We start from the raw sequence: 22990 nt of genomic DNA, 5'->3' as shown, positions 1-22990 counted from the left end.
ATTGACAGAAGACTCTTTTTATTCAACAATAGATATAGTGAAATAGAAAAGAGGCAGATGAATAGTGATCAAAGGACAGTTAATTGAGATTCGTAGACAACTGCACCAAATACCAGAAATTGGGTTAGAAGAAGTAAAAACTCAAAAATACTTATTAGAAATTATACAATCGATCAATAAAGTTTTTATAGAATATAAAACCTGGCAGACGGGGATTTTAGTGTTCGTTCATGGGAAAAATCCTAAAAAAACGATCGGTTGGCGCGCTGACATTGATGGGTTACCGATAACAGAGGAAGTCATTTCTGATTTTCAGTCTACACACAATGGCTATATGCATGCATGTGGGCATGATTTTCATATGACGATTGGCTTAGGTTTGTTGGATCAAATGACCAAAGAACAACCTGAAAATAACTATTTATTTTTGTTTCAACCTGCAGAAGAAAACGAGGCAGGTGGGATGTTAATGTATGAAGATGATGCATTTGGATCTTGGCTTCCGGATGAATTTTACGGACTTCATGTAAATCCTGAGCTCCCTGTTGGTAAGATTACAACTAAAGTAGGGACTCTTTTTGCAGCGACTTGCGAAGTTCAAATCAGATTAACGGGTAAAGGTGGACACGCAGCATTTCCTCACGCGTCTAACGATATGATTGTAGCTGGAATGAGTCTTGTACAACAAGCACAAACCATTGTCAGCCGAAATGTTAATCCAGTTGAAGGGGCGGTTGTCACGTTTGGAACATTTAATGCAGGGTCCGCGACAAATGTAATTGCTGGAGAAGCAACGATTTCGGGTACGATTCGAACGTTGACAGAAGAGATGAATCAATTGACGCAAATCAGAATCAGAGAAATCGGTGAAGGGATCGCGAAGTCATTTAATTGTATGGTAGAGGTATCTTTAGATCAAAAAGGATACGTTCCTGTCATTAATAATAAGCAAACAACAGAAAACCTTATGTCATTTATGGAACATGAAGCAGATGTTCTATTTGAAGAGGCAGAAGTGGCTATGACGGGTGAAGATTTTGGCTATTTATTATCGAAAGTACCTGGAACGATGTTTTGGTTAGGAGTCGATAGTAAGTATGGATTACATTCTGCAAAATTTGAGCCTAAAGAAGATGCGATTCCATTTGCTGTAGAGCATGTTAGTAATTTTTTAAAATCATTAGATAACTAAAAGAACGAGGTTGGGACAAAAGTGTTTAACTCCGAGAAATAAGAAGGAATTTACGGAAATTGCTCTTCAAATTTTTGTGACCAAGTATGTACTGTGCAACATCAACTTGTTCCTTGTTGTGTTTTACAGCAATTTCGGCTTATTTCCGAAGGAGTTGCTTCTGCGCCCACCGTTTATTCGATTACTAAGAGCCTGAAACATAACCTTGTTAGTTATGTTTCAGGCTCGTTCTTTTAAGTTAATGTGATGGGGGTATTTGGAATAGTAAAGTTCGCTTCAGATAATTTTTTAACATATTGAGCCAAAAATTCTTCTCTGATAGGGGCTTGTTTTCCATTCAAGACGTACATTGTTGTGCGAACAGCGAAATTTCCATTTCCAAGATCAACCATGCCAAAAATTGTTGGTCCTGTTTGAATACTTTCTGAATACTTTTCCTTCAATTCAAGATTGACTTGATCAATGATAGCTATGATTTTGTCGTATCCTTCATCCGGAATGATCCGAACGTCGATCAAAACTTGCATATTTGAGCGAGAAAGATTACTTATCGTTGTGATATTTCTATTTGGGATAAAATGAATTGTTCCATCTAAAGCTTTCATTTGAGTGGTTCTAAGCCCCACTGCTGTCACGGTTCCTTCAATACCAAGAGCGGTTAAACGAACATAGTCCCCAACATCCATTTGTTGTTCTAAAATAATGAAAAAACCAGTAATGATATCATTCATAAAGCCTTGTGCACCTAAACCGATTGCGACACCCGCAATACCAGCTCCCGCAAGAAGAGAGCCAACTGGAACGCCTACAACTGTTAGTAGAGAATAAATAAAAAAGAAAAAAAGTGTATATTGAAAGGCGTTGTTGATCAAGGTATGAAGTGTTTTTAAACGACTTTCACTGAACGATTGTTTTTTGCTATAATTCCCGTATGTTTTATCGATAAGAGCTTTCCCTATACGATTTAGAAAAGCGAAAAGAAGAATCAAAAATAAGAGATAAATCGTTTTTTCAATTAAAGTTGCAATGATCTGATCCCAATTAATGCCATTCCAAAAGCGCTGAAAAGCGTTGACTTTATTTTCTGTAGCGGTTTTTAAATCAAGTGTCGAATCCATTGTGCTTTCAAGTGTTTTACTGGATAGTGGTTGCCCAAGAATAAACAAGGATATCCCAACTTTCTTTTTTAATCTATGATTACTCTATTATTATACTAGAATTTGAAAAAAGATGTCATTATTTCTATAAAAAGCTTAACAAATTCATTTGAAATGTGTTACAATATTCTGAAAATAAGGAGTGATCGTATGACAATAGATTGGGATAACTTAGGTTTTGATTATATAAAGACACCATTTAGATACATTTCTACTTGGAAAGATGGTCATTGGGACGAGGGTAAACTAACAGAAGATAATATAGTGCATATCAACGAAGGATCAGCAGCGTTGCATTATGGACAGCAATGTTTTGAAGGTTTGAAGGCTTATCGTTGTAAGGATGGATCGATTAATCTATTTAGAGTCGATGAGAATTCTAAACGAATGAATCGCAGTGCTAAGCGACTATTGATGGCCGAAGTGCCAGAAGACAAATTTATCCATGCAATTGAAGAAGTGGTAAAGGCGAATGCGGAATTTATTCCTCCTTATGGTTGTGGTGGTACATTGTACATACGTCCACTTCTGATCGGTGTTGGGGAAGGGATTGGTGTACATTCAGCTCCAGAGTTTCTGTTTACTGTTTTTTGTATGCCTGTAGGTGCGTACTTTAAAGGCGGATTAACTCCGACAAACTTCATAGTTTCTGATTATGATCGTGCAGCACCGCAGGGGACAGGGGCAATTAAAGTCGGTGGAAACTACGCTGCGAGCTTATTACCTGGTGAAGAGGCCAAAGAGAAACACTTTTCTGATTGTATTTATCTTGATCCAGCAACACATACTAAAATCGAAGAGGTTGGCTCCGCTAATTTCTTTGGGATCACTAAGGATAATCGTTTTGTCACACCATTGTCACCATCAATTTTACCAAGCATAACGAAATATTCACTGCTTCATTTAGCTGAGCATAAACTTGGAATGGAAGCCGTAGAAGAAGATGTTTACGTTGATTCATTGGATCAATTTAAAGAGGCTGGAGCGTGCGGAACGGCAGCGGTAATTTCACCTATTGGTGGTATTCAAACATATGATGATTTCCATGTATTTTATAGTGAAACAGAAGTTGGGCCGGTAACACAAAAACTTTATGATGAACTAACTGGGATTCAATTTGGTGATTTACCTGCACCAAATGGCTGGATTAGAAACATAAAAATATAACATTATTAAAAGAAGATTGGCGAATAGCATAGTATAAAGAAAATGACGAACAAGGTTCGTTGTTTTCTTTTTTACTTTTATATAGAGTATAAAATCGTTATTTTAACAACTTTTTGATCATAAACTAAAATAATTGCGTATTACTATTATAGGAATAATGATCAAGAAGGAGATAATTTATATGAAAGAAAAGATACTAGTTAGTATAGTAATAGAATTAATGATTAGCTTAATGATTTCACCAGTGTTAGCTAAGGCTGAATCACTGATAGATTTCGAACGACGAGAAGAGTCAAGTGAGGATAAGGTTGAGAGAAACAGTTCAGAAATCAACCAAAAACAAGAGGCATTGCAACCTCGTGAAGATACTCAGACTATTTCAGAATCTGCAAACGATCTATCTGAGAATTCTGAAGAAGAGCAAAATAGGAGCATTCCAATTTTACAAGAGATGATGATCATAAAAAATCAAACAACAGAAAATTTCATCGAAGAAGTTAGAGAGTTAGCTCGAAAAATCGCATGTGATTATGATTTATATGCTTCGGTGATGATTGCACAGGCTATTTTAGAGTCTGCATCCGGCAGTAGTACTCTAGCCACAGCACCTAATTATAATTTATTTGGCATTAAGGGAGACTATAACGGCATGACAGTTGTGATGAAAACACAAGAAGAAGATGGTGAAGGAGCGCTGTACACTATTAATTCTGAATTCAGAAAATATTCTTCGCTTAAGGAGTGCTTAGAAGATTATGCTTGTTTATTAAAAAATGGGTTAGTGGGAAATCCTGAATTCTATAAAGGCGCTTGGAAGAGTGAAACTATGAATTATCAAGAAGCAACAGCTTTTCTGACTGGAAGGTACGCAACGGATAGTCAATATACTGAAAAGTTAGATCAGCTGATCTTTATTTATGAGTTATCTGCTTATGATGAATTCCAAGAGAACAACACTATTCAACCAGAAAATCTGTCAAATAGAAACGTGAAAGAAACTATGGCGACAGTTAAAAAAATAAAAAACGTACGAAGATTAGTAACGAATAAGTCAAAGAAGAAACGAATCAGAGATTTTGTGGAAAACGTAACTTCTTATATTGATAAAATTTATACTATTAGTGAAAAAATAGGTAAACGAATCCTAATCTTCGAAAATAAGTAGGTAGATTTCTTTATTAGCTGACGAAAATGAAATGCAACGATAGACAATCCAGTTATTTTCCATCTCCTACTTTAAGGAGTATACTAAAATTGTATTCACCTTTTCAAAGAAAGGAATGGAAAAAAATATGTCTTTAGAAAAAACAAAAGAGCTAGCGAATGGTTCTATTATTCCTCGTTTAGGTTTAGGGGTCTGGAAAGTGCAAGATGGGGAGGAAGCAGTTAATTCAGTGAAGTGGGCACTACAAGCTGGATATCGTTTGATTGACACTGCGGCAGCTTATAAAAATGAAGCCAGTGTAGGCGAAGGTATTCGTGCTTCGGGCGTGCCTCGTGAAAAGATTTTTGTTACGACTAAATTATGGAATGCGGATCAAGGATATGATTCAACTCTAAAAGCATTTGATGAGAGTTTAGCTAAACTTGGTTTAGATTATATTGATTTATACTTGATCCATTGGCCAGTTGAAGGGAAGTACAAAGATTCTTGGCGTGCGATGGAAGAAATTTATCAAAGTGGTCGTGCTAAAGCAATCGGGGTTTCTAACTTCCATGAACATCATATTAAAGATTTATTAAAAGAAGCAAAAGTCGTACCAATGGTTGATCAAATCGAGCTTCATCCAACGTTGACACAAGAACCATTACGTAAGTTCTTAGCGGCTAACAAAATTGCTGTAGAAGCATGGTCTCCGTTAGGGCAAGGTAAAATTTTAGAAGAGCCTATTTTAGTTGAAATCGGAAAGAAATATAACAAAACAGCAGCACAAGTCATTATTCGTTGGCATTTACAAAGCGATAGCATCGTTATTCCAAAATCAGTTCATGAAGAACGTATCAAACAAAATTTTGATGTGTTTGATTTTGAATTGACAGACGACGATATCAAACGAATTGATGAACTAAATACAAATGAACGTTTAGGTCCAGATCCAGATAATTTTGATTTTTAATAAGAAAAAAATAGTGGGAAACTGGTTAAAACCAATTTCCTACTATTTTTATAGTTGATTCACAAAATAGTCAAATAATGTAAATTCTTTTGTATCGACATCAAAACGAAGTTCAGGATGCCATTGGACACCTAATATATTTTGGCTTTTATCAGCTGATTCAATAGCTTCAACAATTCCATCAGTGGATTTAGCGGTGATTTTCAAAGAAGATGCTAATGTATTGATTGCTTGATGGTGATAAGAATTAACGCGATATGTTTCTCCAAGTAAGTCGTACAGAGCACTGTCTTTTTCTATTTGAATTCCGTGGGTTGCAAATTGTGGTTGGGTAGGCTCTTGTCCATGTTGTACTTTCCACTCAGGATATAGAGAAAGATCTTGATATAAGGTTCCTCCTAAAGCAACATTAAGCAACTGCATACCACGACAAACTGCAAAAATAGGTTTACTTTGCTTGATTGCTTCTTTGATTAAAGCCAGTTCAAAAATATCACGATTGCGATTTGTTTCTTCAAGTTTTGGATGAGGTTCTTCGCCAAAATAATCAGGAGAAATATCTTGTCCTCCTGCCAATAATAATTTATCGATTTGAGAAACATAAGCCGCAGCATGTTCTTCTTCACCAATGGGTAAAACAATCGGTAATCCGCCTGCTTTTTGAATTGCAGTTACGAATGCTTGAGGTGTATAACTTACATGGTTACCGTTGAAAATATCAACAGATTGAATAATTTGATTTCCAGCTATGCCGATAATCGTTGTCATTTGATCACGTCCTTGATTAATAGGTAGAGTAACAGTGTATCACTTTTTTATAAAATAAGGTTATAAAAAGAGCTGAATTGTAATTAAATCTAGAAACTTTCAGAAAAAGTAGTAAAAACAGTTGATCACATATTAGGTATGACCTAAAAAGTGATCAACTGCATTTTTTTATTATCGATTACGAATGACTTCGATTTTATATCCATCTGGATCCGTAATAAAGTAATAAGATGGTGGCGTTCCTGGTAAACCTTTCATGTCAGTAACAGTAAAACCAGCATTTTTTTGTTCCTCATGTAATTTTTCGATTTCGTCTGTGCTGATCGCAATATGGCCATAACCATCGCCTAAGTTGTATGCTTCATGATCGTAATTGTACGTTAGCTCTAGTTCATAACCATCACCAGGTAATGTTAGGTAAACTAAAGTAAATTTATGTTCTGGAAAATCACGACGGCGGCTTTCTTCAAAATTAAATGCCTTTTGATAAAATTCCAGCGACGCTTCCAAATCTTTGACACGGACACAAGTGTGAGCCATTTTCATATGAGTCATCTTCCTTTCAAAAGTGAATATTATCGCAGATCGAATCCAACAAACTGCTGACATTTTTATAGTAGCATAGACTTTAACAGAATTGTGAGTGAAATGATTAGATATTACTTGTTCATGAGAAAATTCTCATGTAAAATTAGTTTAAAAGAAAAGGGAGTTGTTTTTATGGAAACACCGTCATTCGGTGAAAAATCGGAAATGTTGGTCTATAAGAAAAGACTAGGTGCTTACATTATCATATCAAGAAATAATGGCACAGAAATAGTGCTAATTCAAGCGCCGAATGGTGCATATTTTTTACCAGGCGGAGAAATTGAACTCGGAGAGACGAAGGAAACTGCGATTCATCGGGAAATGATCGAGGAACTTGGTTTTGAAGTAGTTATCGGTGACTATCTAGGGCAAGCGGATGAGTATTTTCATTCAAGACATCGAAATACAGATTATCATAATCCAGGCTATTTCTTTGTTGCAGACAGTTGGAGAGAAATAAGTGAACCTCTGGAAAAAACGAACACAATTCGTTGGGTATCAATCGATGAGGGAGTTAATTTATTGAAACGTGGTAGTCATAAGTGGGCGGTACATAGATGGAGAGACAATAAATAAAAAGAAAGTCAAAGAAAGCAAATCGAACATGATTTGTTTTTTTTATTGACTGAATGAGTATTGAAATAATCATAAGAAATTACATTAGTTTTCCTGGGAACAAAGAGTTTAGTATAGTATTTGTTTGCTGTCGATTCATTTAGTGGTATGAATAAATGGGATTAAAAACCGATTTGATTTAGATACTTTACATTTTCTGAAAACATTTTATCAGAGAGCGATTTTTGTTGAACTTCACCGATTCTATAGGACCACTTTTTGTTTAATAGGTAGACAAAATAAGGCGACAAAAGAGATTGAAAACGTTTCACAAACAGATTATATTGAAAAGGAACCAACAAGTCGTACGCTTGGTAAAAATCTAAAAGGGGTGTTGCATATTGTTAAGTGAAATGATAAAAGAAGAATTTATTCAACTTGAACTTGAGGTAACCGATTGGGAAGATGCGATTCGTCAATCTGCTGAACCTTTACTTCTAGGTGGCAAAATCACCTCTGGTTATAACGAAAAAGTGATTGAAACAACCAAAGAATTAGGTCCATATATTGTCATCATCAAACATGTTGCGTTGCCACATGCAAGACCAGTTGATGGTGTGGAAAGATTGGGAATGAGTATTAACGTATTAAAGAACCCTATTGAATTTGGTAGCAAAGAAAACGATCCAGTTAAATATGTATTTTGCTTGGCAGCAACAGAAAATAATCGTCATTTAAATGCCATGGCAGAGTTAGTATGCTTATTAGATGATCCTCAATTTTACTATTTGCTAGATACTAGTCAAGATCCAAATGAGATTTATGATTATTTATCTGTAAAAGAAACGTTATTAGGTTGAAATTAGTAGGCGAAACACTAAAAAGCAGTTTGCGAATTAGCTGCAAACTGCTTTTTAATTTCACCATTAAATATAGTTCAACAATACTTCAGCAACACCGTCTTCATCATTACTGGTTGTTTGAATATCTGCAGCACGCTTGACGTTTTCAGTAGCATTCCCCATAGCAACACCGATACCAGCATATTCAATCATTGAAAGGTCATTTTCGTTATCTCCAATCGCCATTGTCTCAGATTGAGAAATCCCTAAATGTTCCGCAAGTTTTGCGAGCGCATTGCCTTTACTCGCTTCTTTGTTTAAAATTTCGTAGTAAAAATCTGTACTTTTAACTGTTGTATATTTATTACTAAATTCTTTTGGAAGTTGTCGAATAGCGTTGTCCAAAACGTCTGGCTCATCGATCATCATCATTTTAATGATGGACATATCTGGACTCATCTCATCAACTGCACGATATTTCAATGGCATATCAACAAGATAAGCTTCATGCACAGTATACTTACCGATATCCCGATTAGCCGTATAAATCGCTTTATCATCGATCGTGTGTAGATGAGCTCCCACTTTTCGGGCCATTAGTTCGATTTCTAAAAAGTCGTTATAACTTAAAGTATATTGCGAAATAATCTCATTCGATTTGGTTGCTTGTACCAAAGAACCATTGTAAGTAATTACATAGTCATTTTCACCATATAGCTCTAACTCTGCTAACTGTTCTTTTACACCAGGTAAAGGGCGCCCCGTGCATAAAACGATATACATACCACTTTCGTTGGCTCTTTTTAAAGTGTCTTTCACTTTGGGGCTGATTTTTCTGTTTGAATCAAGTAATGTTCCATCAATATCTATTGCAACTAATTTGACTGACATAAGTTCCTCCTAATATCATTTCTTTAATTTTTCTCTTCGACTAATGCACCGTTATGAATGTAAGCTGCAAATTCTCGATAGGTATCATCAAAGAGATCATAATGCTGCTGTCTTTTCGGATCAACCATTTCTTTGGGAAAATAAAAGCGTTCATCGATCTGTGTTTGACCAGCTAGAGCCGCCACTAGGTGACTGATTTTGGATAATTCGATCAAGGTACCATCTTTTTGCATGATCTCGATTTGGGTACGGTGGCTATTTTTTTCTGGACGATAAAAATCGTAAGGTAAGTCGTAACTTGAATTGATAGCAGTATAATATTTTGGATTATATCCTACTTTTTCAATCAATGTTTGCAGATGACGGATAGTTACAGAGTCTCGATCGCCAGAGAACGTTGCAGATTTAAGGGGTCTGCGTATTAAAAAGCGATTTGCGAGATCATTAAGAATCGGATCTGGTAAAGAAGTCCATTGAGTGAAATAGGTATTTAATACACCATCATCTAATTTTAAATATTCCTGTAATGAGAAATTCCCTTTGAAGAAGGGGACTAAAAGTTGAGAATGTAATTGATAATCTTCTGGTTGTTGTTCATATAATTCTTTTGCTCGGTGTAGTAAGTGATCCAAAATCACTTCCATTCCACGAGAAACAGGGTGGAAGTAGACTTGAACATACATTTGATATCGACTTACAATATAATCTTCTACCGCATGCATTCCGTTCATAGCAAAAGCTAAACCATCTTTGTACGGTCGGATCACCCGTAATATTCTAGTTAAATCAAAAGTTCCATATTCTGTTCCAGTAAAATAGGCATCGCGCAATAAATAATCCATACGGTCAGCGTCAATTTGACTAGAAATCATCTGGACTACCTGAGGATTAGGGTATTCTTTCGTAATGACACTTGCAACCTTATCAGGAAAATCAGCAGAAACACGATTCAATATTTGAAAAACTTCTGTTTCTGGTGAAGTGATGATTTGCACTGTGATTGCTTCGTGATCTGTATTAAAAATATGTTCAAAGGTATGAGAATAAGGTCCATGACCGACATCATGGAGTAAAGCAGCACAAAGTGTTACTAACCGCTCATTATCATTCCAGCCTTCGTCACCTAAATGTTCACTGGAATAATTGCGTTGAAAAATATCGCAAATACGCCGTGTTATTTCATAGACACCTAGAGAATGAGCAAAACGGCTATGTTCTGCCCCATGAAAAGTAAAAGAAGAGGTACCTAATTGCTTGATTCTCCGAAGCCTTTGAACTTCTGCTGAATTGATCAAATCTAAAATCACTTGATGTTGTACGTGGATATAATTGTGAACAGGATCTCGAAAGACTTTTTCAATTGGCAAAATTTGATATTTATAAGGGATTGACATAGATTCACTCCTTTTGATTAGTGGTTCGTTGTTTCTAGTGTTTAAGCAAAACAACATTTTTCCTTTTGCTGCTAAACACTTTAATCATGAACGGATACTGTTCTTTACTATTCTGTTGAAGCGGAATTAATCTAATAACTGATTTCGTTGCTTCATTTTATTTCGTTGCTTTTCTATTTCTGTTGTAAACCATTTTGAATTTAATAATTCAGGTACTGTTCGACTATCCATAGTAATTGGGGCGTTATCTAATAATACGCTAATTAATCGTTTTTTCACGTCATCTACTGTTATTTTTTTTTGAAGGAGATCTTCTAAATTTGCCATAACAGTTGGATCAACAGGAGGGTACCCATTTTTACCGAAATCTTCTTGAAGACTTGCTTCGTAAAAACGCCGGACACTTTCACCACGTTTTTGTTGATCCCCATTGATGCTCAAATAAATCATGATGGCTGTGCCGTCCTTCACACGACGTTGCGCAATGCCAGCAAATTTTTTTCCATGGATACTTAAATCGAATGTACCGGGACAATAAGATTCAGTGATTTCGAAAGCTTCTATCTTATGATCAGAGTCCTCAAATGCGCACTTGATCCATTGCCACATATAAGTATAAGCTTCGTCGATACTCATTTTTTTATCGCCTAAATTAGGCAAGATCAATGAAACGTTCAGTACCCCGACATCCGCAATTACGCCAAGTCCACCAGCATTGCGGATCACGACCTTGTAGCCGTCTTGTCGTAAAGACGTTAATCCCTTGCTTAAATCAGTGACTCGCGTATCTTTCATCCCAAGAATCATCGCTTGGTCAAGCTGCCAGAAATGAATGAATGGCTGTTGATTGATTCCAGAGAAAGTGGTGAAAGTATCTGTCAAAGCAAATGGAAGAAAGTAGTCTTTTTCGGTCAAACAGAGTTGATCGTATAAAAAGACTGTATTCTTTGTAAATAGTTGTTTTAAATTAGTCATCTTGGTCTTCATCCTGTTTTACGCGGGAAACGTAATCCTTTACTTCTTTATTCATTTGATTATATTCACTCGTAAAACGCATAGGTTTACTGATAATCCTCATCGGCATGGTGGCTAAAAATTTACTGAAATCTAGTCTGGCTTCTTCAGTTAAACGACCAGGCTTAGAAATCAAACGCTCATAAAGATAATGATAAAACTGATTCATTGCATCAATATCGATACTCATCTGATTATGACACTCTGTGCATTCTATACTGGAAATAATGTCATTCATATATTGAATGTCGTGGAGTGTTTCTTGTTGGCAGTGCATACAAAACAACATTGCTTGTTTATCGTGAAATAACATTTGTTCCACCTCCATATTCTATTATATACGATTTAGACAAAAAATCATGCTTATCCATGTAGAAATAACAAGGAAAGTAGATATTTTTAAAGTAAATCAAAAAAATGGAGAGAAAATCTTGCTATCAATCTAAGAAAACTATAGAATATTTACATATGATACGAAGCGGAACAAATGTAAAAGGGAGTGTGGAAATGAATCAAAAGACGAGCGCGTATCGACAATTCAATGTGATTGATGATCTAGAAGGTCTGAAAAAGATGTGGGAAATTCGCATCTTTGAAGAAACAATCCAAGAGCTTTTTGATGCAGGAGAATTGCATGGCACGATGCACCTTTGTATTGGACAAGAAGCAACGGCTGTTGGTGGAGCGGGCATTTTAGACCAAAGTGACTGGATTGTTTCGACACATAGAAACCATGGTCATTGTATCGCAAAAGGAACAGATATCAGAAGTATGTTTGCTGAAATGCTCGGAAAGAAAACTGGAACAAATGAAGGCAAAGGTGGGAGTATGCACATTGCTGATTTGGATATGGGAAATCTGGGATCAAACGGCATTGTCGGAGCGGGCTTTCCAATTGCAGCTGGAGCTGCTTTAAGTGCGCAAATGCAAGGAACGAAGCAAGTTGTATTATGTTACGCTGGAGACGGTGCCACCAATGAAGGCAGTTTCCATGAAGCATTGAACTTGGCGTCTATTTGGCAGTTACCAGTTATTTATTTCATTGAAAATAACCAGTATGGAATGAGTAGTTCTATTGAACAAATGGTCAACATCCAGAAGCTTTCTGATCGAAGCAAAAGCTATGGTATCGAAGGTATAACAATTGACGGCAATGATTTATCCGTCGTATCAGAGACCGTTTTGCATGCAGTAGCTAAAGCTAGAAGTGGTGGTGGTCCAACCTTGATTGAAGCGTTAACTTATCGTCACAAGGGACATTCGAAATCAGATAAATTAAAGTATCGTTCCGAAGATGAGTGTCATGATTGGCAAGTAAATAACGATCCGATTTTACGTCTAGAAAACGAATTGATACAGAACAAGAGAATGAAAGAAGAGGAAATTCGGCAGTTGGAAATGTCGATCAGAAGAAATTTTTCTGATTTAGTCGCTTCTGTAAAAGGAGATAGTGAACCAACGATCAAGGATTTATGGACGCATGTCTATGCGGAGGCTGAAGTATGAGGACGATAACTTATCTACAAGCAATTAATGAAGCGTTGGATGAAGCTTTAAAAAAAGATGAACGTGTTTTTCTTTTAGGCGAAGATATTGGCGTTTACGGCGGCGGTTTTGGTGCTACTCAAGGACTTCAAGAAAAATATGGAAAAGAACGTGTTCGAGATACACCTATTTCAGAAAGTGCGATAGCAGGAGTTGCGGTGGGAGCAGCGATGACAGGGATGCGTCCAGTAATGGAATTACAATTTTCTGATTTCATTACTGTCGCCATGGATCAGTTAGTGAATCAAGCAGCCAAAATACATTATATGTACGGAGGTAAAGCCAGCGTTCCTTTAGTGATGAGAACAGCTTCTGGCTCAGGTACTGGAGCAGCAGCACAACATTCACAGAGTTTAGAAAACTGGATGGCACATATACCTGGGCTCAAAGTCATCCAACCAACTACTGCTTATGATGCAAAAGGATTGCTCCATGCTGCAATCCAAGATAACAATCCGGTAATGTTTTATGAGCACAAACTTCTGTATAAAACAACTGGGTTTGTTCCGAAAGAACCGTACACGATCCCTATCGGTGTAGCTGATATTAAACGAAGGGGTTCAGATGTCACAATTATTGCAACCGGAATTATGGTCAATAAAGCGTTGGAAGCGGCTGAGATTTTACAAGAGAATAGTATTTCTGTTGAGGTGATCGACCCTAGGACTTTGGTTCCACTAGATGAAAAAACTATTTTGTCTTCTGTTAAAAAAACGAAACGAGTGATTGTGGCGACAGAAGCAGTTAAAAACAGTGGATTCAGTGCGGAAATCACCTCGATCATTGCCGAGTCTAATTGTGCGATGCTGTTAAAGGCTCCGATTGTTCGTTTAGGTGGCGAGTTTGTTCCGATGCCAGCACAAAAACAACTAGAAGCTCATGCGACACCTCAGGTAGCTACAGTGGTGAACGCGGCTATACAACTAATAGCAGAAGTCGAGGCCTAAAAATGAAGATAAATGAAAATCACAGAAAAATGCTGAAAATTGTGACGATGTACTACGAGCAAGGTCTGACTCAAGCCATAATTGCAAAAAAAATGGGGATTTCAAGACCGGTTATTTCAAAAATGTTACAACAGGCTAAAGAATCAGGAATTGTTTCAATTTCGATTAAAGATGAGTCTGCTTATGCAGTACAACTTGGCTTACGCTTAGAAAAAAAGTATCAGCTTGATGATGTGATCGTAATCCCTACAAATGAGCAAAAACAACACGAAATTGTAAAAAAAGAAGTGAGCAGGACAGCTGCTTACTATCTTAGGGAACGTTTAAAGCCTGAAATGGATATCGGACTATCTTGGGGGACGACATTAGCTGACTTGATTGATGAGATGCCGTATCAGTCCTTTCCAACCATCAACGTTTCACCGTTAGTTGGTGGAGTGTCCAGTGAGCATCTTTATTTCGATACAAATCATTTAGTCTTTCGATTAGCGGAAAAACTAAATAGTCGTTGCCAATATTTTTATGCGCCTGCTTTAGCGGAGAGTATAGAGTTGGCCAATATCTTAAACCAATCGCAACTAGTTGGACAGGCGTTAGAACAAGCAAAAAAAGTTGATTTAGCAATAATTGGAGTAGGGAATCCTAATCAGAGCTCAACCTGGAAACGTCTTGGCTATATCGGAACAAAGGAATTGCAAATCATAAGTAAAACAGGAGTCAAAGGCGATGCAGTAGCTTCCTTATTTGACAAAAATGGCCAAACAGTGAACAATGAAATAAGTAAGCGGATGCTAGGAATCAAAGTGGAAGATTTAGTGAACATACCAGAAGTAATGGTTATTGGTTGTGGTGAAGAGAAAGTTGACAGTATTCAGCCACTATTACTTGGTAAGTGTTGCACTATTTTAATTATTGATCAAAAGATTGCTGAAGCATTGATTGCCAGATAGACTAGTATATTAAGCTTTTATGTAATCCAAATTCATATGTTAAGTAATTTAGCTTTTAGATCTATTTGGCTTTGCAGGCTAGTTTGTCGAAAAAATTGAAAATAGAACGTGACAAAAAGCGTGACACGAGACTGAATGAGTCTAATACGCTTTTAATGAAGGAGAGTGCTTTTAATGGATTTATCACAAGGAACCCCCGTATCGATTCAGTTGAAGACGGTAGTTGATCAAGCGGGTGAAAAGAAAAACTTTTATTTTGATTTGGATGGTCAAATCGTGAAAATTGGCGATACTTTATATATTCGTTATAAAGAAGAGCAAGAAGAAGGAGAGGCTGTTCCTGTAACAATCAAAGTTGAACCCGATGGAAAAATTCAATTGATTCGTGCCGGTGGTCTTAGAATGCGGCTAAAATTTGCTTATCAAGAACGCTTAGATACTAGTTATAAAACTCCTTATGGTTTATTTCAAATTACGACATTTACACGTAATTTGCGCTTCAGCCTCAAAGATCAACCGGTTGCAGGAAGCATTTTGATCGATTATGATTTGTATTCTCAAACCGAAAAAATTGGGGAATATCATTTGGAACTAGAATTTACAGCATAATTATGTAATAATCAATTGATTTTTTCTTCATGTTTTTGTATGATAAGGAGTAGACTGTGAAAGGACGTGTACCGTTTGGAAATTAATGTATTTGACGGGTTGAACAAAGATGAATTATCCATGATAGAAGTTGCGCACGCAATTTTAGAACAACGTGAAGATGTGATGGACTTCTCTGATTTAGTAAACCAAATTCAAAATTATCTTGGAAAATCTGACAGCGAAATTCGTGACTCTTTAGCACAATTTTATACTGACTTAAATATTGATGGCAGTTTTATCTCTCTTGGAGATAACCGTTGGGGCTTGCGCTCATGGTATCCAATCGATTCTATTGACGAAGAAGTAACACACGGTTTAGAAGAAGACGAAGAAGACAAACCACGCCGTAGAAAACGTAAGAAAGTCAATGCTTTCATTATTGATGCTAATGATGAAGATGTGATCGACTACAACGATGATGATCCGGAAGATGCTGAACTTACGGATGAAGATGACGATATTCTTTACGATGATGATGACGATGAAGAAGACGAAGAGATTAAAGCGTATAACTCAGATCTTCAAGAAATCGGTGCGGATTCTGATGATGAGGAAGAAGAATTGCCAGGAATTGAAGAAGATCTTACAATCATTGATGAAGATGATGTAGATGATGATTTTGATGATGAAGACGAATATGTGGATCCTGAAGAGGAAGCATAACGTCTCAATTGACGAGTGTTCTCATAATGAGGACATTCGTTTTTTAGTTAAATAGAAAAAATGAATGAAAATGATTGACAAATGGTCTATATCTTTGTAAACTATGTCTGTTAACAAAAATGAATAGCGTTTTCATGTGACTAGATAATACTAGGCATGGAAGAATTTCAAAAAAAATATGATATACTCATATTTTGACGGGATTGTTCTATGCTTTTTTTGTTGTCTTGGCACAAGATGGCGAACAATTTACTTCTGCAGAAGAGGAATGTTTATGAAAATCAAAAAGGTGCTTAATCAAAATGCTGTGCTCGTCATTGACGCTGGACAGGAAAAAGTCGCGGTTGGTAAAGGCGTGGGATTTAACAAAAAGAAAAATGATTTGTTATTCCCGCAACAAGTAGAAAGAATGTTTGTAATGGAACCTGATGGTTTGAGAAAGCTTCAAGTTTTATTATCGCAAATCGATGAAAAATATTTTTTTGTCACGGAAGAAATCATTGCTCATGCTGAAACGATCTTGGGTGAAAAATTGAATGAACATATCAATATTGGTTTAAGTGATCACATTGCATTTGCTGCAGAGAATATCCAAAATAATATTATTGTAAGAAATAAGCTTTTGAATGAAATTGAAATTCTTTATAGTGAAGAATTTTCAATTGCACAATGGGCAGTGGATTATTTGACGCAAACATTAGGCATTCCGTTTAGTTATGATGAAGCAGGGTATATCGCAATCCATATTCACAGTGCTCGCAGTGGTCGAACGGATAACAGTAAAAGTATTCGTGAAGTCACTATTGTTTCAGAAATTATTCATTTAATCGAGCAAGAATTAGGAATTAATATTCATGATGAAAAGATGAGCTTAAGCTATTCACGGCTAGTCAATCATCTACGCTTGTTTATTCACCGTTTTCAGCAAAGTCAGTATGCGGTTTTGGACGATGAAATTTTGGATGTTGTGCGTAAAAAATACGCAGAAAGTTACGAAATATCGAAAAAAGTTCAAGTTTTGTTAATGAGAAATTTTCACTACCAAGTACCAAATGAAGAATTGGGTTATCTTGCTATTCATATCGAACGGCTGAAGATGATCAAATAACAGACAAGGAGAGAGAGAAAAAAATGAAAGCGTATATGCAAAGAATGGGACGCTCGTTGATGCTTCCTGTAGCGGTATTGCCAGCTGCAGCAATTTTAATGGGGATTGGGTATTGGATCGATCCAAACGTAATGACAGGTTTAGGTGATCCAAATTTTCTATCTGTCTTTTTAGTTAAAGCTGGTGGCGCAATTATAGACAATCTACCTGTTTTATTCGCGGTAGGTTTAGCATTAGGTATGTCTAAAGATAAAGATGGGGCTGCAGCACTTAGTGGACTTGTTGCATTTTTAGTTGTAACAACGTTACTTTCAACTGCGGCAGTTGGCGCAATGAAAGGTATCCCAGTTGAACAAGTGGATCCTTCTTTTGCTAAAATTGGTAATGCATTTATCGGGATTTTATCTGGGCTAATCGCTGCATCAATGTACAATCGATTTAGCCAAGTGAAATTACCGATGGCTTTATCCTTCTTTAGTGGTAAACGACTAGTTCCAATTATGACAGCCTTAGCAATGTTAGTCGCTTCAGGCGTGTTGTTCTTCTTGTGGCCAATTGTTTTCTCTGGTTTAGTGACTTTTGGTGAGTCTATTTCTAAATTGGGTGCGGTAGGTGCTGGTCTTTATGGATTCTTTAACCGTTTATTGATCCCAACTGGCTTACACCATGCATTAAACTCAGTATTCTGGTTTGACGTAGCAGGTATCAACGATATCGGCAATTTCTTATCTGGTACTGGCGAAAAAGGAATCACAGGGATGTATCAAGCTGGTTTCTTCCCAATGATGATGTTTGGGTTGCCGGCAGGTGCTTATGCAATTTACCGCAACGCACGTCCAGAAAAGAAAAAAGCAACTGCATCATTGATGATTGCAGCAGCATTTGCTTCTTTCTTTACTGGTATCACTGAACCATTAGAATTTTCATTCATGTTCGTAGCATGGCCATTATACGTTTTACATGCAATTTTGACTGGGATTTCATTATTCATTTCTGCATTCTTCCACTGGACAGCAGGTTTTGCTTTCAGTGCTGGTTTAGTTGATTTTGTGTTAAGCTTACGTAATCTGATTGCCAATCAACCTTATATGTTGATTGTTCAAGGGTTAGTTATGGCCGTTCTATACTTCTTTGTATTTGATTTTGCCATCAAAAAATTCAATTTGATGACTCCTGGTCGTGAAGAAGGTGACGGCGAGGAAACACCAGATATCGATACAACTGGCGATAATAAATTTGCAGTTTTAGCTAGTAAAATTTACCAAGGACTTGGTGGGGATGCTAACGTTACATCAATCGATAACTGTACAACTCGTTTACGTTTGACTGTTAGCGATACTGGCAAAGTTGATCAAGCAAAAATCAAAGCAACAGGCGTTCCTGGTGTGAAAGTAATTGATGATACAAATATTCAAGTAATCGTTGGGACAGAAGTGCAATTTGTAGCAGACGAAATGAATAAAATCCGCAATGGCGCAGCTCCTGTTACAAGTGAAACTTTAAAAAAGCCTGAAGTAAAAACAGAAGCACCAAAAGCAACTGCAAAAGAAACTGAATTATATGCTGTTGCAAATGGAAAAGTCATTCCAATTTCAGAAGTTCAAGATGATGTTTTCTCAGCTAAAATGATGGGAGATGGTTTTGCTGTTATCCCAACGGATGGTGAAGTAACAACACCTGTTTCAGGTAAAATCACAAGTATTTTTCCAACAAAACATGCTTTAGGAATCCAAACAGATTCTGGTATTGAAGTATTGTTACACATGGGATTAGATACAGTTGAGCTAAAAGGTGCTCCCTTTACTTTACACGTTGAAGAAGGTCAAGTATTGAAACAAGGCGATAAAATCGCAACAATTGATTTAGTAGCTTTAGAAGCTGCTGGTAAAAAATCTGATTTGATTGTTGTGTTCACAAATCAAGATGTTGTTGAAAGCTATGTTCTAACGAACGCAAATCAAACAGTTTCTGCTAGTGAGTCAATTGGTAACGTAACTGTAAAATAAATAAAAACTATTCAAGGTATTTCCCTTGGATAGTTTTTTTCTATTGTTGCAATATTATTTTTCTATGATAGGGTTAATGTATTAGTGTTTTTATTATTTTTTTAGAAATAGCGCGATCATTTTTAAAATAAATAAAATTGATACTAAAAAGTGTTTGGAAAATTATATAGTTAAGTGAATACTCTCTAGTTAATAGGAGTAAGTGATTGATAGCGAATGAAGGTGATACTGTTATGAAAGAAAATACAGCACAATTATTGACGTTAATTCAAAAATCTCAAGTCAAAGATCTATCATTAGCTGATAGTATAGAGCTTCGCCGATTATCCGCTGAGTTTGCGAATGTGTGTGGTGAAATCGTTGAGAAAAAGATGGATCAGTTTTATAAGAAATAAACATTAGAATAAGTAGAATAGGTTGGGACAGAAGTGTTTAACTCCGAAAAATAAGAAGGAATTCACAAAAATTACTCTTCAAATTTTTGTGAATTTCGGCTTATTTCCGAAGGAGTTGCTTCTACGCCCACTGTTTATTCGGTCACTAATAGCCTGAAACATAATGATGTGCGCCCTAAAAGTTGTACGTAGATTAACTTGTCATTCGACTGGTATGAATTCGGTATTGAACCGGACTCATACCAGTCAATTTTGCTTTTATCCGATGATGATTGTAATAATCAATATAATTTGTAACTGCTCGGTTTAATTCCTCAAAGCTAGAAAAACTACGACCATAATACATTTCTTGTTTCATTAGACCAAAGAAATTTTCCATCAATGCATTGTCCAAACAATTTCCTTTTCGTGACATACTCTGGTATAACTTTGCTTGCTTCAATTGTCTAACATACTGTTGATTTTGGTAATGCCACCCTTGATCGGAATGGATTGTTGTTCGAAAGTTGGTCTTTTTACTTTCTTTAATGGCTGTTTTTAAAGGAATCAATACACAATCCAACGTTGGTTTTTGCTGAAATTGATAGGCAATGATTTCTCCATTAAAACCATCAAGAAAAGGACTGAGATAGGCTTTTCTTTTTAGTTTAATTCCTTCGGAATTTCGTTCAGTATAGTGGAATTCTGAAATATCTGTAAAGATTTTTTGTTTTGGCATCGTGCTAAAAAAGCGACGATTCACCTTGTTCTTTGCCAAGGTTCCCACTAAACCTTTGTAAGATCGATACCTTCTTGAACGACGAGTAAAGCTTATACATACTAAGTTATATTTCTTCATAATTCGTCGGATTTTCTTATGATTGATTTGATAGCCCATATTCACTAAAGCCAGTTTGATTCGACGATAGCCATAATTGCGATCATTCTCTTCAAAAATTGTTTGAATCAATTTCTCTAGGTGAGTCATTTTTTCTTCGCTCATTATCTGTTTTTTCCAGTAATTGAAGGTAGAACGCGGTAGCTTAATCGCTTGTAATACGTGATCTTGACGATACTTTCCAATAAGTTCTATGGCTATTCTGGTTTGAACTCGTCTTTTCGCTTCGCCATAATAGTTTGTTGGAAAGTCCGTAGCTTTTTTAAATACTCAACCTCGATTCGTAAAAGTTCATTCTCACGCTCTAATTCCTTTTCACGAGATAGTTTGCTTGTTTCTTGCTGTTTTTTTGTTGGTTTATTCATCCTTTTTTTGGGTCTCCCTTTTTGATTAGACAGAGCCGTTTGACCACCAGCGATGTATTTCTTTTGCCAACGAGAAATCATCGACCCATTAGGCAGCTTGAATTGTCTTGCTGCTTCACCGAAAGAAGCACCTGTCGTTTCTATAAAGTGTAATACATCTCGCTTAAATTCACTAGTATATTTTGTCAGTGAACGGTGTCTTTTGAGCCCTTCTTTCCCAAATAATTGATAGGAGTGTTTCCAATTGTAAATTAAGGCATTTGATGGGAGTCCGTATTTTTTAGCCAAGGCTCGTCCGCCCAGAGGGCCTTCTAGGTACTCTTTCACTAGCTTTAATTTGAATTCTACCTCATAATAACTCATAAAAAATAACCTCCAAAAATTGTATTTTTCACGTACAACTTTTGGGGGTCACATCATAACCTTTTTAGTTATGTCCCAGGCTATTTTTTCCCATTGTTTTATTTACTTATAAATAGTAAGCAAATAACTTGTGAATTCTTTTAAAAGGAATATAATAGCACTATAAAGGTCAGGGATGGTCAATTATCGATTGACTTTCCACTTTATCTTTAAACAAAATAGGAGGTTTGTAAAATGGCAAAACAACATTATGACAGAAGTAAACCACATGTAAACATCGGCACGATCGGACATGTCGATCACGGAAAGACTACATTGACTGCTGCAATCACAACAGTACTAGGAAAAAAAGGCCTAGCAAACCCACAAGACTATGCTAGTATTGATGCAGCTCCAGAAGAACGTGAACGTGGCATTACAATCAATACCTCGCATGTCGAATATGAAACAGAGGCTCGTCACTATGCTCATATTGATGCACCAGGTCACGCTGACTATGTTAAAAACATGATCACAGGTGCGGCACAAATGGACGGTGCCATTTTGGTAGTATCAGCAACAGATGGCCCTATGCCACAAACAAGAGAACATATTCTTTTATCACGCCAAGTAGGGGTAAAACATTTGATTGTGTTCCTTAATAAAATAGATTTAGTTGATGATGAAGAATTAATCGATCTTGTTGAAATGGAAGTTCGTGAATTGCTAAATGAATACAATTTTCCAGGAGATGACACGCCAATCATCAAAGGTTCTGCTTTAAAAGCTTTACAAGGTGATTCTACTGCAGAAGCTGCAATCATCGAGTTGATGGATACGGTGGATAACTATATTCCTACTCCAGAAAGAGATACAGATAAACCATTGTTATTGCCTGTGGAAGATGTTTTTTCAATCACTGGTCGCGGTACAGTTGCATCTGGACGGATCGATCGAGGGAAAGTAAGTGTTGGGGATGAAATCGAAATTGTCGGTATAAAACCAACTACGCAAAAAGCCGTGGTAACAGGAATTGAAATGTTCCGAAAAACGTTAGACTATGGTGAGGCTGGAGATAATGTTGGTGTTCTTTTGAGAGGAATTACTCGTGATGAAATTGAACGTGGACAAGTTATCGCAAAACCTGGTTCTATCACTCCACACACAAAATTTATTGCGGAAGTGTATGTTTTAACAAAAGAAGAAGGTGGAAGACACACACCATTCTTCACAAATTACCGCCCACAATTTTATTTCCGGACAACGGATGTAACAGGAGTGGTTGAATTACCAGAGGGAATTGAAATGGTGATGCCAGGAGACAATATAACAATTGATGTTGAATTGATCCATCCAATCGCAGTTGAGCAAGGAACAACATTTTCTATTCGTGAAGGCGGACGGACTGTTGGATCTGGCATGGTCACCGAAATAGAAAAATAGCAAAAACGGATGA

24 protein-coding genes are annotated in these 22990 nt (G+C 36.6%); 15 read left to right on the top strand and 9 right to left on the bottom strand.

Annotated elements, in window-relative coordinates:
* The first annotated feature begins 64 nt into the window (after nucleotides 1-64).
* The gene (locus AC1PU0_RS09040) at nucleotides 65-1192 is read left to right on the top strand and encodes an amidohydrolase (protein WP_206848648.1); all 1128 of its coding nucleotides are present in this window, start codon (nucleotides 65-67) and stop codon (nucleotides 1190-1192) included.
* Nucleotides 1193-1425: 233 nt separating this feature from the next.
* Here the strand turns inward: AC1PU0_RS09040 and AC1PU0_RS09035 are convergent, their stop codons facing one another.
* The gene (locus AC1PU0_RS09035; RefSeq protein WP_206838555.1) at nucleotides 1426-2358 is read right to left on the bottom strand and encodes a mechanosensitive ion channel family protein; all 933 of its coding nucleotides are present in this window, start codon (nucleotides 2356-2358) and stop codon (nucleotides 1426-1428) included.
* Nucleotides 2359-2499: 141 nt separating this feature from the next.
* Here AC1PU0_RS09035 and AC1PU0_RS09030 point away from each other — a divergent pair, with 141 nt between their 5' ends.
* The 3 genes from AC1PU0_RS09030 (at nucleotide 2500) to AC1PU0_RS09020 (ending at nucleotide 5633) form a co-directional block, all read left to right on the top strand.
* On the top strand, nucleotides 2500-3516 hold the full coding sequence (locus AC1PU0_RS09030; RefSeq protein WP_206850607.1) for a branched-chain amino acid aminotransferase: 1017 nt from the start codon (nucleotides 2500-2502) through the stop codon (nucleotides 3514-3516).
* A 181-nt stretch (nucleotides 3517-3697) separates the two neighbouring features.
* Nucleotides 3698-4681, top strand: a complete 984-nt coding sequence (locus tag AC1PU0_RS09025) for a glucosaminidase domain-containing protein (RefSeq protein ID WP_242596653.1) — start codon at nucleotides 3698-3700, stop codon at nucleotides 4679-4681.
* A 127-nt stretch (nucleotides 4682-4808) separates the two neighbouring features.
* Nucleotides 4809-5633 carry an aldo/keto reductase gene (locus AC1PU0_RS09020; protein WP_111247216.1) on the top strand — a complete coding sequence of 275 codons (825 nt, stop codon included), beginning with the start codon at nucleotides 4809-4811 and terminating at the stop codon, nucleotides 5631-5633.
* 48 nt (nucleotides 5634-5681) lie between these two features.
* On the opposite strand, the gene AC1PU0_RS09015 is transcribed toward AC1PU0_RS09020, so the two are convergent.
* Both AC1PU0_RS09015 and gloA read right to left on the bottom strand, forming a co-directional pair.
* The gene (locus tag AC1PU0_RS09015; protein ID WP_111247215.1) at nucleotides 5682-6401 is read right to left on the bottom strand and encodes a gamma-glutamyl-gamma-aminobutyrate hydrolase family protein; all 720 of its coding nucleotides are present in this window, start codon (nucleotides 6399-6401) and stop codon (nucleotides 5682-5684) included.
* Between the two features lie 171 nt (nucleotides 6402-6572).
* On the bottom strand, nucleotides 6573-6947 hold the full coding sequence (gene gloA / locus AC1PU0_RS09010; RefSeq protein ID WP_111247214.1) for a lactoylglutathione lyase: 375 nt from the start codon (nucleotides 6945-6947) through the stop codon (nucleotides 6573-6575).
* 174 nt (nucleotides 6948-7121) lie between these two features.
* On the opposite strand from gloA, the gene AC1PU0_RS09005 reads away from it, so the two are divergent.
* Together AC1PU0_RS09005 and AC1PU0_RS09000 are read left to right on the top strand one after the other, a co-directional pair.
* Nucleotides 7122-7565, top strand: coding sequence for an NUDIX hydrolase (locus AC1PU0_RS09005; protein WP_069653115.1), 444 nt, complete (start codon nucleotides 7122-7124; stop codon nucleotides 7563-7565).
* 380 nt (nucleotides 7566-7945) lie between these two features.
* Entirely contained in the window at nucleotides 7946-8404 is a 459-nt protein-coding gene (locus tag AC1PU0_RS09000) for a PTS sugar transporter subunit IIA (protein WP_206850604.1), read from the top strand.
* 66 nt (nucleotides 8405-8470) lie between these two features.
* Here AC1PU0_RS09000 and yidA read toward each other — a convergent pair whose 3' ends face one another.
* The 4 genes from yidA to AC1PU0_RS08980 all read right to left on the bottom strand — a co-directional run bounded on the left by yidA (nucleotide 8471) and on the right by AC1PU0_RS08980 (nucleotide 11998).
* Entirely contained in the window at nucleotides 8471-9277 is an 807-nt protein-coding gene (yidA, locus tag AC1PU0_RS08995; RefSeq protein WP_206850603.1) for a sugar-phosphatase, read from the bottom strand.
* Between the two features lie 23 nt (nucleotides 9278-9300).
* A complete protein-coding gene (locus tag AC1PU0_RS08990) occupies nucleotides 9301-10671 on the bottom strand; it encodes an HD domain-containing protein (RefSeq protein ID WP_206850602.1) in 1371 nt (456 codons plus the stop codon).
* 126 nt (nucleotides 10672-10797) lie between these two features.
* Entirely contained in the window at nucleotides 10798-11646 is an 849-nt protein-coding gene (locus AC1PU0_RS08985) for a lipoate--protein ligase family protein (protein ID WP_069653118.1), read from the bottom strand.
* The gene (locus AC1PU0_RS08980) at nucleotides 11639-11998 is read right to left on the bottom strand and encodes a hypothetical protein (protein WP_111247210.1); all 360 of its coding nucleotides are present in this window, start codon (nucleotides 11996-11998) and stop codon (nucleotides 11639-11641) included. Before AC1PU0_RS08980 ends, AC1PU0_RS08985 begins: the two co-directional genes overlap by 8 nt.
* Before the next feature lie 194 nt (nucleotides 11999-12192).
* On the opposite strand from AC1PU0_RS08980, the gene AC1PU0_RS08975 reads away from it, so the two are divergent.
* From AC1PU0_RS08975 to AC1PU0_RS08940, 8 genes are all read left to right on the top strand, one after another.
* Nucleotides 12193-13191, top strand: coding sequence for a thiamine pyrophosphate-dependent dehydrogenase E1 component subunit alpha (locus AC1PU0_RS08975; RefSeq protein ID WP_206850601.1), 999 nt, complete (start codon nucleotides 12193-12195; stop codon nucleotides 13189-13191).
* Nucleotides 13188-14177 (top strand): alpha-ketoacid dehydrogenase subunit beta, encoded by a 990-nt coding sequence (locus AC1PU0_RS08970; RefSeq protein WP_069653121.1) that lies wholly within the window; start codon nucleotides 13188-13190, stop codon nucleotides 14175-14177. The genes AC1PU0_RS08975 and AC1PU0_RS08970 overlap by 4 nt, the downstream gene beginning before the upstream one ends.
* Before the next feature lie 2 nt (nucleotides 14178-14179).
* Complete coding sequence (locus AC1PU0_RS08965; RefSeq protein ID WP_206850599.1) at nucleotides 14180-15127, top strand: sugar-binding transcriptional regulator; 948 nt, start codon at nucleotides 14180-14182, stop codon at nucleotides 15125-15127.
* A gap of 174 nt (nucleotides 15128-15301) precedes the next feature.
* Entirely contained in the window at nucleotides 15302-15736 is a 435-nt protein-coding gene (locus AC1PU0_RS08960) for a YwiB family protein (RefSeq protein WP_069653123.1), read from the top strand.
* Nucleotides 15737-15811: 75 nt separating this feature from the next.
* A complete protein-coding gene (gene rpoE / locus AC1PU0_RS08955) occupies nucleotides 15812-16441 on the top strand; it encodes a DNA-directed RNA polymerase subunit delta (RefSeq protein WP_181429437.1) in 630 nt (209 codons plus the stop codon).
* Between the two features lie 274 nt (nucleotides 16442-16715).
* Nucleotides 16716-17549 carry a PRD domain-containing protein gene (locus tag AC1PU0_RS08950; RefSeq protein WP_069653125.1) on the top strand — a complete coding sequence of 278 codons (834 nt, stop codon included), beginning with the start codon at nucleotides 16716-16718 and terminating at the stop codon, nucleotides 17547-17549.
* A 23-nt stretch (nucleotides 17550-17572) separates the two neighbouring features.
* Nucleotides 17573-19555, top strand: coding sequence for an N-acetylglucosamine-specific PTS transporter subunit IIBC (gene nagE, locus AC1PU0_RS08945; RefSeq protein ID WP_479998213.1), 1983 nt, complete (start codon nucleotides 17573-17575; stop codon nucleotides 19553-19555).
* A gap of 206 nt (nucleotides 19556-19761) precedes the next feature.
* Nucleotides 19762-19950 carry a hypothetical protein gene (locus tag AC1PU0_RS08940; RefSeq protein ID WP_111247205.1) on the top strand — a complete coding sequence of 63 codons (189 nt, stop codon included), beginning with the start codon at nucleotides 19762-19764 and terminating at the stop codon, nucleotides 19948-19950.
* 193 nt (nucleotides 19951-20143) lie between these two features.
* Here the strand turns inward: AC1PU0_RS08940 and AC1PU0_RS08935 are convergent, their stop codons facing one another.
* Both AC1PU0_RS08935 and AC1PU0_RS08930 read right to left on the bottom strand, forming a co-directional pair.
* Entirely contained in the window at nucleotides 20144-21013 is an 870-nt protein-coding gene (locus AC1PU0_RS08935) for an IS3 family transposase (protein WP_479998808.1), read from the bottom strand.
* Nucleotides 21014-21024: 11 nt separating this feature from the next.
* The gene (locus AC1PU0_RS08930) at nucleotides 21025-21555 is read right to left on the bottom strand and encodes a transposase (protein WP_479998212.1); all 531 of its coding nucleotides are present in this window, start codon (nucleotides 21553-21555) and stop codon (nucleotides 21025-21027) included.
* Nucleotides 21556-21789: 234 nt separating this feature from the next.
* Here AC1PU0_RS08930 and tuf point away from each other — a divergent pair, with 234 nt between their 5' ends.
* Nucleotides 21790-22977, top strand: coding sequence for an elongation factor Tu (tuf, locus tag AC1PU0_RS08925; protein ID WP_206850206.1), 1188 nt, complete (start codon nucleotides 21790-21792; stop codon nucleotides 22975-22977).
* Nucleotides 22978-22990 lie beyond the last annotated feature (13 nt).

The organism is Enterococcus sp. XAF26B05_ASV22 (assembly GCF_056727285.1).
This window is presented reverse-complemented; position numbering and strand designations above follow the sequence as displayed.

Bases quoted from the DNA above. Each gene is read 5' to 3' on its own strand.
- AC1PU0_RS09030 (WP_206850607.1), top strand. From the start codon at position 2,500: ATGACAATAGATTGGGATAACTTAGGTTTTGATTATATAAAGACACCA.
- AC1PU0_RS09025 (WP_242596653.1), top strand. From the start codon at position 3,698: ATGAAAGAAAAGATACTAGTTAGTATAGTAATAGAATTAATGATTAGC.
- AC1PU0_RS09020 (WP_111247216.1), top strand. From the start codon at position 4,809: ATGTCTTTAGAAAAAACAAAAGAGCTAGCGAATGGTTCTATTATTCCT.
- AC1PU0_RS09015 (WP_111247215.1), bottom strand. From the start codon at position 6,401: ATGACAACGATTATCGGCATAGCTGGAAATCAAATTATTCAATCTGTT.
- gloA (WP_111247214.1), bottom strand. From the start codon at position 6,947: ATGAAAATGGCTCACACTTGTGTCCGTGTCAAAGATTTGGAAGCGTCG.
- AC1PU0_RS09005 (WP_069653115.1), top strand. From the start codon at position 7,122: ATGGAAACACCGTCATTCGGTGAAAAATCGGAAATGTTGGTCTATAAG.
- yidA (WP_206850603.1), bottom strand. From the start codon at position 9,277: ATGTCAGTCAAATTAGTTGCAATAGATATTGATGGAACATTACTTGAT.
- AC1PU0_RS08990 (WP_206850602.1), bottom strand. From the start codon at position 10,671: ATGTCAATCCCTTATAAATATCAAATTTTGCCAATTGAAAAAGTCTTT.
- AC1PU0_RS08985 (WP_069653118.1), bottom strand. From the start codon at position 11,646: ATGACTAATTTAAAACAACTATTTACAAAGAATACAGTCTTTTTATAC.
- AC1PU0_RS08980 (WP_111247210.1), bottom strand. From the start codon at position 11,998: ATGTTATTTCACGATAAACAAGCAATGTTGTTTTGTATGCACTGCCAA.
- AC1PU0_RS08975 (WP_206850601.1), top strand. From the start codon at position 12,193: ATGAATCAAAAGACGAGCGCGTATCGACAATTCAATGTGATTGATGAT.
- AC1PU0_RS08970 (WP_069653121.1), top strand. From the start codon at position 13,188: ATGAGGACGATAACTTATCTACAAGCAATTAATGAAGCGTTGGATGAA.
- AC1PU0_RS08965 (WP_206850599.1), top strand. From the start codon at position 14,180: ATGAAGATAAATGAAAATCACAGAAAAATGCTGAAAATTGTGACGATG.
- AC1PU0_RS08960 (WP_069653123.1), top strand. From the start codon at position 15,302: ATGGATTTATCACAAGGAACCCCCGTATCGATTCAGTTGAAGACGGTA.
- AC1PU0_RS08950 (WP_069653125.1), top strand. From the start codon at position 16,716: ATGAAAATCAAAAAGGTGCTTAATCAAAATGCTGTGCTCGTCATTGAC.
- nagE (WP_479998213.1), top strand. From the start codon at position 17,573: ATGAAAGCGTATATGCAAAGAATGGGACGCTCGTTGATGCTTCCTGTA.
- AC1PU0_RS08930 (WP_479998212.1), bottom strand. From the start codon at position 21,555: ATGAGTTATTATGAGGTAGAATTCAAATTAAAGCTAGTGAAAGAGTAC.
- tuf (WP_206850206.1), top strand. From the start codon at position 21,790: ATGGCAAAACAACATTATGACAGAAGTAAACCACATGTAAACATCGGC.